This window comes from Bosea sp. OAE506 (assembly GCF_040546595.1).
Taxonomy (GTDB): Bacteria; Pseudomonadota; Alphaproteobacteria; order Rhizobiales; family Beijerinckiaceae; genus Allobosea.
Window position 1 is genome coordinate 1,273,607 of the sequence record NZ_JBEPOB010000001.1, and the last position, 14,280, is coordinate 1,287,886.

Consider the following 14,280-nt stretch of genomic DNA (forward strand, 5'->3'; position numbering starts at 1 on the left):
CCCGAGGCCCCCCAGCCGAACGGGAGCGGATCTCAGAACCGATAGGTGACGCCGGCGCCGATCAGCCAGGGATCGATCTTGACCTTGCCGGAGATCAGGCCGTTGTTGACCTTGACCTTGGGCTCGAGGAAGATCTTCTTGACGTCGAAGTTGAAGCCCCAGTTCTTGTCGATCATGTAGTCGAAGCCGCCCTGCAGGGCGAGGCCGAAGCTGTCCTTCAGATCGAAGCTGGTGAAGCCGCCCTTGGCCTTCTCATTGAAGAAGACGGTGTAGTTCACGCCGACGCCGACATAGGGCTTGAACGCGCCGAGGTCGGTGAAGTGATACTGCAGCATCAGGGTCGGCGGCAGCAGCCAGGCCGAGCCGATGCGCGCCCCGGCCAGAGCGCCCGCGCCCTTCACCTTGTGAGGGGTGACGCCGAGAACGAGCTCGACGGCGATGTTCTTGGTGAAGAAGTAGCTGATGTCGAGCTCGGGCACGATCGAGTTCGAGATGTCGACGTCGCCACCGAGGATCGGCGCCCCGCCGAGCTTGAGCTTGGCGCTCTCCTGCGGGACCACCGCCAGCGCGCGGCCGCGGATCATCCACGGGCTCCACTGCGTCAGCACCGGCGCGATCGGCGCGGTCTTGGCGGAGGGCAGATCGGCCGCTCCCGCAGAGGTCAGGGCGGTGCCAGCGAGCAGGGCTGCGCAGGCGGTGAGACGAACAAGACGTGACATGGCGAAGGCCCCCAGAAACGAGACCGCGGCACGTTCCGTGCTCGCAGCTCCCGTCGTCCAAGAGCCTCAATCCCGCCATCGTCGATTTGATCGGGATCAAATCCGGGGACAGTCTGGCCCTCTGTGGCCTCGATGCAACAGGCGCAGCGGCGCCTCAGCCGCGCGCGACCTTCTGGTAGTCCTTGATGTCGGAGAATGTGACGTCCGGTACGCGCTCGGAATCGTATTTCAGGGTGAACTGGCTGGAGGCCATGAACACCGGGTCGCCGTCGAGGTCGTCGGCCATCGAGGAGGGCTTTGCGGCGACGAATTTCTGCAGCGCCGCCTTGTCGGAGGAGGAGACCCAGCGGGCGATCGAGAACTGGCAGGGCTCGAAATCGACTGGCAGCGAGTATTCGACGTCCATGCGCTCCTTGAGCACGTCGAGCTGCAGCGCGCCGACGACGCCGACGATGGCGGGCGCGCCGTCATGGGGCAGGAAGATCTGGACCACGCCTTCCTCGGCCATCTGCTGCAGCGCCTCGCGCAGCTTCTTGGCCTTCATCGCGTCCTTGAGCTTCACACGGCGCAGGATTTCCGGCGCGAAGCTCGGCACGCCCTTGAAGACGACGTCCTCGCCCTCGGTCAGCGTGTCGCCGATGCGCAGCGTGCCATGGTTGGGCAGGCCGACGATGTCGCCCGCGAAGGCCTCTTCGGCGATCGAGCGGTCGCGCGCGAAGAAGAACTGCGGCGCGTTGAGCGGCATCGGCTTGCCGGTGCGCACCAGCTTGGCCTTCATGCCGCGCGAGAGCTTGCCCGAGCAGACGCGCATGAAGGCGATGCGGTCGCGGTGGTTGGGGTCCATGTTCGCCTGGATCTTGAAGACGAAGCCGGTCATCTTCGGCTCATCCGACTGGATCGTCCGCTTGTCGGCGATCTGCGCGCGGGGGCTCGGCGCCAGCGCGCCCAGCGCATCGATGAGATCGCGCACGCCGTAGTCGCGCAGCGCCGCGCCGAAATAGAGCGGCGTCAGATGGCCCTCGCGGAAAGCCTCGAGATCGAAGGGCTTCAGCCCCTCGCTGGCGAGGAAGACCTCCTCGCGCCAGGTCTCGGCGGCGCCATGCGGCAGCAACTCGTCGAAGAGCTTGTCGTCGGGGCCCGTGACGGCCAAATCCTCGGCGCTCTCGTCGCCCTTCTGGTTGCGGCGGAAGCTGTTGGCCTTGAGATCATAGGTGCCGACGAACTCCCTGCCGCGCCCGACCGGCCAGGTCATCGGCGCGACGTCGAGCGCAAGCGTGGTCTCGATCTCGTTGATCAGGTCGAACAGGTCGCGCGTCTCGCGGTCGACCTTGTTGATGAAGGTGACGATCGGGATGTCGCGCAGGCGGCAGACCTCGAACAGCTTCTTGGTGCGCGCCTCGATGCCCTTGGCGGCGTCGATCACCATCACGGCGGAATCGACGGCGGTGAGGGTGCGGTAGGTGTCTTCCGAGAAGTCCTCGTGGCCCGGCGTGTCCAGCAGGTTGAAGACGTGGCCGCCATATTCGAAAGTCATCACCGAGGTGACGACCGAGATGCCGCGCTGGCGCTCGATCTTCATCCAGTCCGAGGAGGTCTGGCGCCGGCCCTGCTTGGCGCGCACTTCGCCGGCGAGCTGAATCGCGCCGCCGAAATAGAGCAGCTTCTCGGTCAGCGTGGTCTTGCCGGCGTCCGGGTGGGAGATGATCGCGAAGGTGCGGCGGCGCGCATGCGGGGCAGCGTCGCCTGCCGGCGCGGCGGAGGTCTGAATGTCGGTCATGGCGGTGTGAGAACAGGATGGGGGCTGCGAAGTCAATTGCTGCGGCCCGCGCGGATCGTCGCTCGTTTAACACAGAGACGGAGTCAGGCCGCATTAACCCTTTCTCACCATCATCCCGCGATAAGGGGATACCAGTTTCCCTAGCGGAAAGTTTCGCGATGGTCGGCCCGCGCAAAATCTCGACACAGATCTTCGGGGCCTTTGCGGTTTTCGCGGTCGCCGCTGTCATCGCCGTCGGCATCGGGGCGCAGACGCTTTCGCGTTACGCCGCGATGACGAGCGAGATGGAGGCCGTGACACGGCGCACCGTCCTCGCCGAGCGCATGGACGGCCTCGTCAATGCCATCGTGATGGAATCGCGGGGCATCTATATGAGCGCGGATGCGCAGGACGCGGAACGCTTCGCCCTGCCGCTGCTCGCCGATCTCAGCGAGATGAAGCGGCTGCTTGGCGAGTGGCGGGCTCTCCATGACCCTCAGGAGCGGGCCGTCTTCGAGGCGGTGGCGCGGCAGCTCGACGATTTCGTCGCCTTCCGGACGGAGCTCGTCCGGCGCGGGAGAGAGCTGGGCCCTCTCGCCGCCAGTGTCTTCGGCAACAACGAAGACAACCGGAGCAACCGCAAGGCTCTCAACATGGCGCTGAGGAACGTCGCCATGCTGAACGAGAGCCGGGCCGCCGTGACGGATGCCGAGCGTGACGCGCTGCAGAACAACAGCCTGTGGCTGCAGGCTGCGGGTGCGCTGCTGGTCGTGATCGGTCTTTCGGTCGCGCTGACCCTCGTGCATTTCCGCGTGTCGCGGCCGCTGCGCAGCCTTGCCAAGACGATGCAGCGGCTCGCGGCCGGGCAGGACGTGGACGACATTCCGTCGGTCAAGCAGCGCGACGAGGTGGGCGACATGGCGCGCTCCGTGGCCGTGTTTCACGAAACCGCGGCCGCACGGGCGGCGCTGGAGGCCGATGCCAAGAGCGCCGACGTGGCGCGGATCCGCCGCCAGGCCAAGCGCGACGAACTCACAGCCGAGTTCAACATCCGCATCGACCAGGTTCTCGACACGGTTCGGGTCAGCGTCGACGAGATGGAGGAGACGGCCCGCAGCCTCAACGCCGTCGCCACCAGCGCCACGTCCCAGGCCAATGAGGCAAGGGGCGCAGCCCTCGACGCGTCCGACAACGTCCGCTCCATCGCGGCCGCCTCCGAGCAGCTGTCGGAGTCGATCACCGAAATCGCCGAACGCATCGGCCATACGGATGGCGTGGTCCGGTCGGCGGCCGAGGATGCGGCGCGGGCACGCGTCAATGTCGGCAACCTGCTGGGTGCCTCGGAAAGCATTGCCCGGGTCGTTGGCCTGATCCGCGAGATCGCGGCGCAGACCAATCTGCTGGCGCTCAACGCGACGATCGAGGCGGCTCGCGCCGGCGAGGCGGGGCGCGGCTTTGCGGTCGTCGCCGGCGAGGTCAAGCTGCTGGCCGAGCGCACCGCTCAGGCCACTGACGAGATCGCCGAGCGCATCGTTGCTTTCGAGAGTGAAACGAAGGGTGCTGTTGCGGCGATCGAGACGATCGCGCGCGTCATGGGCGAGGTTGCGCAGCACACGGTCGCCATCGCGGGCGCCACCTCCCAGCAGATGGGCGCGACCTCGGAGATCGCCAGCAGCGCGCAGGCCACCGCCAATGGCACGGCGGGTGTGGCCCATCAGATGGAGCAGGTGACCGCGACCTCCCAGTCGGCCATGCTGTCGGCGAACCGGGCGCTGAGCACCGCCGAAAATCTGGCGCGGGAGGCTCATGCGCTGCGCAGTGCGGTGGGGACCTTCTTCGCCGACATGAAGGCGGCCTGAGCCAAATCGTCATTCTCACAGCCTGATCGGATGGCGTTCACGGGTCCGTGATCGCTTCGGACGGCTTCGTGACGGACCCGGCGCTGTCATATCGCGCCGTCATGCGTTTCCCTCGCTGCGCCATTGCAGAAGGGGGCAGGATGAGCGAACCGCACCGGACCGACCCGCAGCCGACGCTGTCGGTCTTCGACGCCGTGACGATCATGGTCGGGATCGTCGTCGGCATCGGCATCTTCAAGACGCCGTCCCTGATTGCGGCGAATGTCGGCAGCGAGGCGGCCTTTCTCGGCGTCTGGGTGGCGGGCGGCCTTGTCACGCTGATCGGCGCACTCTGCTATGCCGAACTCGCGGCAGCCCATCCCCATGCGGGCGGCGAGTATCATTTCCTCGGCCGGGCCTACGGCCGGCCCGTTGCCGTGCTGTTCGGCTGGGCGCGTGGCTCGGTGATCCAGACAGGCGCGATCGCCGCCGTCGCCTTCGTGCTCGGCGATTATGCCGCCCAGGTCCAGCCGCTCGGTCCCTATGGCCCGGCGCTCTACGCCGGGCTGGCCATCATCGTGCTCACCGGCCTCAATGTGGCGGGGACGATCCAGAGCAAGACACTGCAGATCGCGGTGACCTTCATCGAGGTCGGGCTAATCGCGGCGATCATCGGCTGGGGCCTGCTCGGCAGCGCCGGTGCGGGTGCCGCCGCTCCCGTCGCGGCGACGGCGCCGTCCTCCGCTGCGCTGGGCATGGCGATGATCTTCGTCCTCCTCACCTATGGCGGCTGGAACGAGGCGGCCTATCTCTCGGGCGAGCTGCGCGACCCCGGCCGCAACATGGTCCGCGTGCTGGTGATCGGGACAGCCGTGCTGGTCGCGCTGTATGTCGCCGCCAATGCGGCGCTGCTGGCGATCCTGGGGCTCGACGGTTTGCGGGGCTCGCAGGCCGTCGCCACCGACATGATGCGGTTGGTGGCGGGCGAGTCCGGGGCGCTGATCGTCAGCCTCGCGATCGTGGTGGCGGCGCTGTCAACACTCAATGCGACGATCTTCACCGGTGCGCGGGTCTATTTCGCGATGGCGCGCGACATCACGCTGCTGCCGCGCGTCGGCGACTGGAACGAGCGCGGCCGGGCTCCGGCCAACGGGTTGATCGCGCAGGGCGCCGTCGCGCTGTTGCTGGTCGCGCTCGGCGCCGCCAGCCGCGACGGTTTCCAGGCGATGGTCGACTACAGCGCTCCGGTGTTCTGGGCCTTCCTGCTGCTGGTCGGCCTCGCGCTGCCGATCCTGCGCTGGCGCGAGCCGGACCGGGTCCTGCCGTTCAAGGTTCCGCTCTACCCGCTGACGCCGGCCCTGTTCGTCCTGAGCTGCGCCTACATGCTGCATGCGAGCCTCGCCTATACGGGCAAGGGCGCGCTGATCGGGCTCGGCGTCGTGCTGGCCGGCCTGCCGCTGCTGCTGTTCCAGAGCCGGCGCGACGAGACCGAACGAAGCCCTTCCGCCCCTCCGGCCGACGTCGCGCTCGCCGCGGCCCCCTCGCCGATCCTCATTCAACCAGGAGAGAGACGATGAAGACGTTCCGAACCTTGGCGGCCGCCTGCGCGGTCTCGCTGCTCGCGCTGAGCGCCGTCCAGTCCCATGCGCAGCCGGCTCAGGCCGGCAAGGATTCCACCACCGCGGCGCCGGACTATGTCCCGCAGACAGGCCAGGCCGGCAAGGATGTGGTCTGGGTGCCGACGCAGGATGCGCTGGTCCAGCGCATGCTCGACATGGCCAAGGTGACCAAGGAGGACAAGCTGGTCGATCTCGGCTCCGGCGACGGGCGCACCGTCATCGCCGCCGCCAAGCGCGGGATCAGCGCACGCGGCATCGAGTACAATCCCGATCTCGTCACGCTCTCCCAGCGCAATGCCGAGGCGGAGGGCGTCACCGAGCGGGCCCGGTTCGAGCGCGGCGACATCTTCGAGACTGACTTCTCGGAGGCGACGGTGGTGACGCTGTTCCTGCTGCCGGAGCTGAACGTGCGGCTGCGGCCGACGCTGCTGGACATGAAGCCCGGCACCCGCGTCGTCTCCAACACCTTCACCATGGATGAATGGACGCCCGACGAGACGGCGGTTCTCGCCGAGAACTGCGTCAATTTCTGCCGGGCGCATTTCTGGGTGGTGCCCGCCAAGGTTGCCGGCACCTGGCGCCTCGGCGACGGCGAACTGAACCTGAAGCAGACCTTCCAGATGCTCGAGGGCACGCTGACGCGTGGCGGCAAGGCGCTGCCGATCACCGAGGCGCGGATGCGCGGCAGCGAGATCAGCTTCGTCGCGGAAGGCCGGCGCTATACCGGCAACGTCTCGGACGGGCGGATGAGCGGGCGCAGCGAGGGCACGGGCCAGGCGCAGGATTGGCAGGCCACGCGCAGCGCGAGCTGAGCCTTCGTCGCCGGCTACCGCCTCAGTTCTTGAGGCGGTAGCCGGTGCGGAAGATCCAGGCGGTGGCGACGATGCAGACGAGCAGGAAGACCAGCGTCATGCCGAGGCTGATGCCGATGCCGACATCGGCAATGCCGAAGAAGCTCCAGCGGAAACCGCTGATCAGATAGACGACCGGGTTGAACAGCGCGACCGTGCGCCAGAACGGCGGCAGCATCTCGATCGAGTAGAAGGAGCCGCCGAGGAAGGCGAGCGGGGTCACCACCAGCAGCGGAATGACCTGCAGCCGCTCGAACCCGTCCGCCCAGATGCCGACGATGAAGCCGAAAAGGCTGAAGGTCACGGCCGTCAGCACGAGGAAGAGCAGCATCCAGAGCGGATGCTCGATCCGCAGCGGGACGAAGAAGGTGGCGGTCAGCAGGATGATCAGCCCGAGCACGACGGATTTGGTCGCGGCCGCCCCGACATAGCCGATCACCACCTCCCACCACGCCACGGGGGCCGAGAGCAGCTCGTAGATGGTGCCGGTAAATTTCGGGAAATAGATCGCGAAGGAGGCGTTGGCGATGCTCTGGGTGAGCAGCGTCAGCATGATCAGGCCGGGCACGATGAAGGCGCCATAGGCGACGCCGTCGATCGCCTGCATGCGCGAGCCGATCGCGGCGCCGAAGACGACGAAATAGAGCGAGGTCGAGAGCACGGGGGACACCACGCTCTGCAAGGGCGTGCGCAGGGTCCGCGCCATCTCGAAGTGATAGATCGCCGCGATCGCGCGCCAATTGAAGCGCGGGGCGGCCGCCTCGTCGAAGGGTCTCATGAGCGGCTCCTGACGAGGCTGACGAAGATGTCCTCCAGCGAACTCTGGCTGGTGCGCAGATCGTTGAAACGGATGCCGGCCTCGCCCAGCGCGTGCAGCAGGGCGGTGATGCCGGTGCGCTCGGCCTTGGTGTCATAGGTGAAGACGAGTTCTTCGCCGCCCGCCGCAAGCGCGAGATCGTAGCCGGCCAGGCTGTCGGGCAGGGTTGCGAGCGGGGCCTGAAGGCTGAGCGAGAGCTGCTTGCGGCCGAGCTTGCGCATCAGCTCCGTCTTGTCCTCGACGAGGATGATCTCGCCCTTGCTGATCACGCCGATCCGGTCGGCCATCTCCTCGGCCTCCTCGATGTAATGCGTGGTCAGGATGATGGTGACGCCGTTGTCGCGCAGGCGGCGCACGAGCTGCCACATGTCCTGGCGCAGCTCGACATCGACGCCGGCCGTGGGCTCGTCCAGGAAGAGGATCCGCGGTTCATGGGCCAGCGCCTTGGCGATCATCACACGCCGCTTCATGCCGCCCGAGAGCCGGCGGATCTGCGTGTCGCGCTTGTCCCAGAGTGAGAGGTCCTTGAGGATCTGCTCGATGAAGGCGGGGTCTTTCGGCTTCCCGAAGAGGCCGCGACTGAAGGAAACCGTGGCCCGCACCGTCTCGAAGGCGTCGGTGTTCAGCTCCTGCGGCACCAGCCCGATCTTGGCGCGCGCGGCGCGGTAGTCGCTGGCGATGTCGTGACCATCGGCGCGGACACTGCCGGTGCTGGGATTGACCAGCCCGCAGATGATGCTGATCAGCGTCGTCTTGCCGGCGCCGTTGGGGCCGAGAAGGGCGAAAATCTCGCCGCGGCGGATGTCGAGATCGACCGTCTTCAGCGCCTGGAAGCCGGAGGCATAGGTCTTCGACAGACCGGAGACGGAAATGATCGGTGTCATGGGCGGCATATAGGGCGGGTCCGGCAGCGGGGCGATGGCACGCCGACGCAGGTCGGCATTGCGTCCTCGCCTCGCCCTAACACCGCACCACTGTCGCCTCCTGTCGGGAGCGGGGCTCGCCAACGCAAAATGGCCGGGCGAACCCGGCCATTTCGTCATCGTGACGGCGAGCCGTCAGCGCATGAAGAACCATAGCAGAATGATGATCGGAATCGGAACGCCGAGCAGCCAGAGAGCAATCGAACGCATGGAAATCAGCCCCCAATGATTGGTGATAACGATGCGGTTGCAACGCCGGCCGCGCGCGGAAGGTTCCGTGCCCGTTTTCGGCTCCGGTTATTTGAAGGCGATGCTGTCGATCACCGCCTGCATCGCCTTGTCGTGCTTCACATGGCCCTCTTCCGACGCCCAGTAGGTCATCATGATGATCTTGCCGCTGGCGACCTTGGGATTGATCGCGAGGTAGCGGACGATCGACGGGCCGTCGCTGCTGGTCGCCTTGAGCTCGGTAAAGGACCAGGGGCGCCCGTTGACCTCCCGCGTGAGCGTTTCGGTCGAGCCGGTGAATTTGACGCCCTCCCGTGCGAAATAGGCGTCGTGCTCCTTCTGCAGCGCGTCGATCTGGTCGGCCGGCACCAGCTCGAACCAGACATAGATCTCCTCATCGGGCGTCTTGATCTGGACGCCGCGTTCGATCTTCGACTGCGGCCAGGCGTCGGGAATGGTCACGACGGCCACAGGCTCGGCGGCGGTGATGGGGACGGCGCCCGCCATGGCGGCGCCGATCGCGGCCGGGCCGGCGAGAGCCGCCGCCAGTGCCAGCACACCGAAGAGTCTTTTCATCGCGAATCCCCTGTCGTCCTGCGGGCCTTCGCAACGCGGGGCCAGATGGGGCAGCGGGCGGCCCAAATCAACGGCGAAGCCTGCGCTTCCCAAAAATGGTCAGGCCGCCGGCTGCGCGCTCGGATGCCAGAGCGGCCGATAGCCCTGCGCCAGGGCGGCGAGCGAGGCCGGCGGCGTCAGCACCGTCACCATTCCCGTCGGCCAGGGCACCTTGCCGACATAGCCCCCGGGCGACCAGAGCAGGGCCGCATCGGCACGCAGCGCCAGGAAGCGACCGCCGTCGCGGATCATCGTTGCGTCCGGCAGGGTCTCGGCCGGCAGCCGGTGGATGCGCTTCACCCGGCCGTCGCGACGTTCCCTGTCCAGCAGCCGGTCGATCTCTGGAAAGAGCGGCGTCTCGCGTAGTTCCAGACCCCGCACCAGAGCAGCGCGGTAGGCCAGCGCATCCGCGCGGCGGCATTCCATGCACGGGCGGTGGCCGGCGGCGAGCGCGGTAACCTCGTCGCAGAAGAACAGCTCGGTGTAGCCGCTGCCCCAGACGTGGCGACTGCGGTTCTTGAAGGACAGGACACAGCAGATCCATTGCCGGCTGGCCTGAATGCGAAGGGGCAGAGCGCGGGTCTGCGGATCATGGAAGCGCCCGCCACGATTGCCCATCAGCAGGCCGCGGGCCGGGGAGGCCAGCAGGCTGCCATCGGGCGCGATGCGGTTGGGCAGGGGCATGGGGCTCTCCAGCTGCATGGCGCCAACCTAGCGATCGCGGGGCCCGATCGCGACAGCAGCCCCTGAGGATCGGGCTGCGGCGGCGGGTGGGGTTGGCAAGCTGCCCCGCAATGACGCAAGCTTCCGGTGGGAGAGGGCGGCAGACCCCCTCCGGAGGGGTGGGGCATGGCGGCCAGCAGTTTCGACGATCCGGCATCGCTCGTTCCGCATCCCGAGCGCGGCGCCATCCTCGCGGAGGTCCATGCCCGGCCCTTCGCGCCGCTGGAGACGCCGCGGCGGCTTCTGCATTTCGCCTTCATGACCGATTCCCGCCAGGCGGCGGCCGACCGTACGGCGCTGGGCCGCTTCTGCGCCGAGCGCGGCGTGCCGGGGCCTCTCGACGACGCCAAGCATCACCGCGCCCGCTTCGGTGAAACCAGCCTGCGCTGGGAGCAGCACAGCGAGTTCACCACCTATAGCTGGGAGCTTCCGGGCACGGATGCGACCCCCTTCCTGCCGCCGACCGGCGCGCTGCCGCATGGCATGCGCGGCCTGCCGCAGCCGGGTCCGCATCTGGTCTCCGCCGATCTGCATCTGATGCCGGCCACGGCCGAGCCCGATCTCGGCGCGCTGTTCGACCCCGCCAGCCTCGCGGCTTCGCTGGTCGACAATGGCGGCGCGATTGCGGCAACCGATTTCCGGGCGGGGGCGGATGGCTTCGTGCGGATCCTGGTGCTCGACCGCGAACTGACTCCGGCCCGGGCGGGCGCGCTGGTGCAGCGCATGCTCGAGATCGAGACCTATCGCACGCTCGCTTTGCTGGGCATGCCGGAATCGCAGCGCATCGGCCCCTCCGTGCGCAGCGCCGAGGAGACTCTGGTGCGCATCGCCGGCACGATGACGCAGACCAACGGGCTAGCGGCCGACCATGCGTTGCTCGACGAGATGACGGCGCTCGCCTCGCGGCTGGAGGCGGAAGCCGCCTCCGCGAACTACCGCTTCGGGGCGAGCCGCGCCTATGACAACATCGTCCAGCAGCGGCTCGTCGCCATCGGCGAGCAGGGCCATGGCGGCTGGCCGACGATCTCCGCCTTCCTGGCAAGGCGGATGGCACCGGCGATGCGCACCTGCCAGATGCTGCAGGAGCGCCAGGCCGATCTGGCGACCAAGCTGGCGCGCGCCGCCAATCTGCTGCGCACGCGCGTCGATGTCGCGCTCGAGCAGCAGAACCGCGACCTGCTGGCGGCGATGAACGAGCGCACGCGGCTGCAATTGCGGTTGCAGCAGACGGTCGAGGGGCTCTCGGTCGCGGCGATCGCCTATTACATCGTCAGCCTGTTCGGCTATCTCGCCAAGGGCGCGAAGGATACGGGCTGGCTCAAGATGGAGCCCGGCCTCGCGACGGCGCTGTTCGTGCCGGTCGCGCTGCTCGGGGTCTGGGGGGCGGTGCGACGCATCCGCCGGGGTCATGGCGAGGGCTGAGCGCCCCCGCCGCCGGGCTCAGGCTTCCTTGAAGCCGTAATCGGGGATGCCCTGCTCGTTGCCGTAGTATTTGTAGGGCAGGAACTTGCCGGACATGCCGATCTTGACGCGGTCGCCCTTGGGGTTCGGCTCGCGCTCGAACTCGATGTTGAAGTCGATCGCCGACATGATGCCGTCGCCGAACTCCTCCTCGATCAGCGCCTTCCAGGCCGGGCCGTTGACCATCACCATCTCGTAGAAGCGGTAGATCAGCGGGTCGGTCGGCGGCATCGGCGTGCCGGTGCCGCGATAGGGCACCTCGTTGAGCATGCGCTTCTCGTTCTCGGTCAGGCCGAAGAGGGCGGCGGCCTTCTCGGCCAGCGGCTTGACCAGCTTCATCTGGCCGAGCAGGGCGCCGACGATCAGCACCTCGGACATGCCGCCGATCTCTTCGGTGATGTATTTCCAGCTCCAGCCCTTCTCGCGCTTGATGTCGAGGATCTTCTCGGTGAGCTCTTCGCGCTTCATGGGGTCGGTCTCCTTGGCGTGTCAGTTTCTTGAGGTGGTGGTCGTCAGGCCGCCTTGCGGCCGGCGTCGGGGCCGGGCCCGTCGGCACCCGGTCGCACGATCGGCGGGTGGCGGCGGTCGTAGCCCTCGGGGATGTCGTCCCTGAAGCTCTTCGAGCGCACCACGAGGAAGTCGATCAGGTGGTTGCGGATGGCGTAGTAGTCGCGGTGGTGGTGGACCTCGGTGCGGATGCGGTCGCGCGGCAGCGGGTTCTCGACGATCTCGGCGATCATCGCCTGCGGGCCGTTGGTCATCAGCACGATGCGGTCGGCGAGATAGATCGCCTCGTCGACGTCATGGGTGATTATGAAGGCGGTCTGGCCGGTCTCCAGGCAGATGCGGCGGACCTCGTCCTGCAGCGTGCCGCGGGTGAGCGCGTCGAGCGCCGAGAAGGGCTCGTCCATCAGCATCATCTTGGGTTCGATCGAGAGCGCGCGGGCGATGCCGACGCGCTGCTTCATGCCGCCGGAGAGCTCGGAGGGCTTCTTCAGCTCCGAGCCCTTGAGGCCGACCTTCTCGATAAAGGCCATGGCGTGGGCCGTGACCTTCGCCTTCGGCCAGTCGCGATGCTTGGCGGCGACGGCATAGGCGACATTGCCCAGGACCGTGCGCCAGGGCAGCAGCGAATGGCCCTGGAAAATCACGGCGCGGGCGAGCGAGGGGCCCTCGATGGCCTTTCCGTCGACGATGGCCGCGCCGTCATCGGGCGCGTCGAGCCCGTTGAGGATGTTGAGCACGGTGGTCTTGCCGCAGCCGGAATGGCCGATGACGCAGACGAACTCGCCCTTCTTCATCGAGAACCAGAGGTCCTCGAAGACGGTGGTGGTGCCGCCGCCGGCCTTGGGATAGCGGCGGGCGATGCCTTCGATCGAGATGTAACGGTCGCTCATCGCCTCAATCCGGATAGGTCACGGCGCGCTGCAGGCGGGCGAGCGTCTGGTCGAGGATCATGCCCATCACGCCGATGACGGTGATGGCGACGATGACATTGGTGATCGAGAGGTTGTTCCACTCGTTCCAGACGAAGTAGCCGATGCCGGTGCCGCCCACGAGCATCTCGGCGGCGACGATGACGAGCCAGGCGATGCCGATCGAGATGCGCATGCCGGTCAGGATCGTCGGCGCGGCCGCCGGCAGGATGATGGTGAAGGCGCGCCGGACGGGCCCGACCTCGAGCGTGCGGGCAACGTTGAGCCATTCCTTGCGCACGGCGGACACACCGAAGGCCGTGTTCAGCAGCATCGGCCAGACCGAGCAGATGAAGATCACGAAGATCGCGGAGACGCTGGAATCCTTGATCGTGTAGAGCGCCAGCGGCATCCACGCCAAGGGCGAGATCGGCTTCAGGACCTGGATGAACGGGTCGAGCGCCTTCGAGATCAGCGGCGACATGCCGATCAGGAAGCCGAGCGGGACGGCGAGCAGCACGGCCAAGGCATAGCCCAGCAGGACGCGGCCGAGCGAATAGGCGAGCTGGATGCCCAGCCCCTTGTCATTGGGCCCCTTGTCGTAGAACGGGTCGCGCAGATGGCCCCAGATCGTCTTGGCCACGTCGAGCGGGCCCGGCATGGCCGATTTGCCCTGCGTCACCTGCTGGCCCATCAGCTTGGCGTATTCGGGGTCGATGTTGGCGGCAGGCCCGGCCCCGCCGGACTGGGTGCCGACATGCCAGGCGGTGAGGAAGACGACGAGGATCGCCAGCGAGAGCACCAGCGCGCGCAGGTTGAGAGACGCCGTCACAGCCCGAGCTCCGTCAGCCCCGGATGGTCGGTCGGGCGAGGTCCCAGCGGCCAGCGGAACAGCCGCTGCGCCTCTGTGATCGCGACGTCGTTGATCGAGGCCTCGCGCCGCGCCATGCGCCCGTCGGCGGCGAACTCCCACTGCTCGTTACCATGCGAACGGAACCAGTGGCCGCCGTCATCGTGCCATTCATAGGCAAAGCGCACGGCGATGCGCGCACCGTGGAAGGCCCAAACCTCCTTGATCAGGCGATAGTCGAGCTCGCGCTGCCATTTCCGCTTCAGGAAGGTGGCGATTGCCTCGCGACCGGAGAAGAACTCGGCGCGATTGCGCCAGCGGCTGTCGGGCGTGTAGGCCGCGGCGACCCTGTCCGGATCGCGGTGGTTCCAGGCATCCTCGGCAGCGCGTGCCTTCGCGGCCGCGCTCTCGGCCGTGAAGGGCGGCAGCGGCGGACGCGGCGGCTCGCTCTCGACCTCGGCCATG

14 protein-coding genes are annotated in these 14,280 nt (G+C 67.5%); 4 read left to right on the forward strand and 10 right to left on the reverse strand.

The window, feature by feature from the left end; translation table 11 throughout:
• Positions 1-32: 32 nt before the first annotated feature.
• Together ABIE41_RS06175 and ABIE41_RS06180 are read right to left on the reverse strand one after the other, a co-directional pair.
• Complete coding sequence (locus tag ABIE41_RS06175; protein WP_192644971.1) at positions 33-719, reverse strand: OmpW/AlkL family protein; 687 nt, start codon at positions 717-719, stop codon at positions 33-35.
• Positions 720-873: 154 nt separating this feature from the next.
• A complete protein-coding gene (locus ABIE41_RS06180; protein ID WP_192644972.1) occupies positions 874-2,496 on the reverse strand; it encodes a peptide chain release factor 3 in 1,623 nt (540 codons plus the stop codon).
• 158 nt (positions 2,497-2,654) lie between these two features.
• Between ABIE41_RS06180 and ABIE41_RS06185 the strand changes: the two genes are divergently transcribed.
• The 3 genes from ABIE41_RS06185 (at position 2,655) to ABIE41_RS06195 (ending at position 6,744) form a co-directional block, all read left to right on the forward strand.
• Complete coding sequence (locus ABIE41_RS06185; RefSeq protein ID WP_192644973.1) at positions 2,655-4,334, forward strand: methyl-accepting chemotaxis protein; 1,680 nt, start codon at positions 2,655-2,657, stop codon at positions 4,332-4,334.
• Between the two features lie 140 nt (positions 4,335-4,474).
• Complete coding sequence (locus ABIE41_RS06190; protein ID WP_192644974.1) at positions 4,475-5,890, forward strand: APC family permease; 1,416 nt, start codon at positions 4,475-4,477, stop codon at positions 5,888-5,890.
• Positions 5,887-6,744, forward strand: a complete 858-nt coding sequence (locus ABIE41_RS06195; protein ID WP_192644975.1) for an SAM-dependent methyltransferase — start codon at positions 5,887-5,889, stop codon at positions 6,742-6,744. The genes ABIE41_RS06190 and ABIE41_RS06195 overlap by 4 nt, the downstream gene beginning before the upstream one ends.
• A gap of 22 nt (positions 6,745-6,766) precedes the next feature.
• Here the strand turns inward: ABIE41_RS06195 and ABIE41_RS06200 are convergent, their stop codons facing one another.
• The 4 genes from ABIE41_RS06200 to ABIE41_RS06215 all read right to left on the reverse strand — a co-directional run bounded on the left by ABIE41_RS06200 (position 6,767) and on the right by ABIE41_RS06215 (position 10,050).
• Entirely contained in the window at positions 6,767-7,561 is a 795-nt protein-coding gene (locus tag ABIE41_RS06200; protein ID WP_192644976.1) for an ABC transporter permease, read from the reverse strand.
• A complete protein-coding gene (locus ABIE41_RS06205) occupies positions 7,558-8,484 on the reverse strand; it encodes an ABC transporter ATP-binding protein (protein ID WP_192645145.1) in 927 nt (308 codons plus the stop codon). Before ABIE41_RS06205 ends, ABIE41_RS06200 begins: the two co-directional genes overlap by 4 nt.
• A gap of 336 nt (positions 8,485-8,820) precedes the next feature.
• Positions 8,821-9,327 carry a hypothetical protein gene (locus ABIE41_RS06210; RefSeq protein WP_192644977.1) on the reverse strand — a complete coding sequence of 169 codons (507 nt, stop codon included), beginning with the start codon at positions 9,325-9,327 and terminating at the stop codon, positions 8,821-8,823.
• 99 nt (positions 9,328-9,426) lie between these two features.
• On the reverse strand, positions 9,427-10,050 hold the full coding sequence (locus ABIE41_RS06215) for a hypothetical protein (RefSeq protein ID WP_192644978.1): 624 nt from the start codon (positions 10,048-10,050) through the stop codon (positions 9,427-9,429).
• 165 nt (positions 10,051-10,215) lie between these two features.
• Between ABIE41_RS06215 and ABIE41_RS06220 the strand changes: the two genes are divergently transcribed.
• On the forward strand, positions 10,216-11,511 hold the full coding sequence (locus ABIE41_RS06220; RefSeq protein WP_192644979.1) for a DUF3422 family protein: 1,296 nt from the start codon (positions 10,216-10,218) through the stop codon (positions 11,509-11,511).
• A gap of 18 nt (positions 11,512-11,529) precedes the next feature.
• Here the strand turns inward: ABIE41_RS06220 and cynS are convergent, their stop codons facing one another.
• The 4 genes from cynS to ABIE41_RS06240 are packed head-to-tail and all read right to left on the reverse strand — an operon-like array spanning position 11,530 to position 14,279.
• Positions 11,530-12,018 (reverse strand): cyanase, encoded by a 489-nt coding sequence (gene cynS / locus ABIE41_RS06225; RefSeq protein WP_066717228.1) that lies wholly within the window; start codon positions 12,016-12,018, stop codon positions 11,530-11,532.
• 44 nt (positions 12,019-12,062) lie between these two features.
• Positions 12,063-12,947 carry an ABC transporter ATP-binding protein gene (locus ABIE41_RS06230; RefSeq protein ID WP_192644980.1) on the reverse strand — a complete coding sequence of 295 codons (885 nt, stop codon included), beginning with the start codon at positions 12,945-12,947 and terminating at the stop codon, positions 12,063-12,065.
• Positions 12,948-12,951: 4 nt separating this feature from the next.
• Positions 12,952-13,797 (reverse strand): nitrate ABC transporter permease, encoded by an 846-nt coding sequence (gene ntrB, locus ABIE41_RS06235; protein WP_192644981.1) that lies wholly within the window; start codon positions 13,795-13,797, stop codon positions 12,952-12,954.
• Positions 13,794-14,279 (reverse strand): nuclear transport factor 2 family protein, encoded by a 486-nt coding sequence (locus ABIE41_RS06240; protein ID WP_192645146.1) that lies wholly within the window; start codon positions 14,277-14,279, stop codon positions 13,794-13,796. Before ABIE41_RS06240 ends, ntrB begins: the two co-directional genes overlap by 4 nt.
• Between the last annotated feature and the right edge of the window lies 1 nt (position 14,280).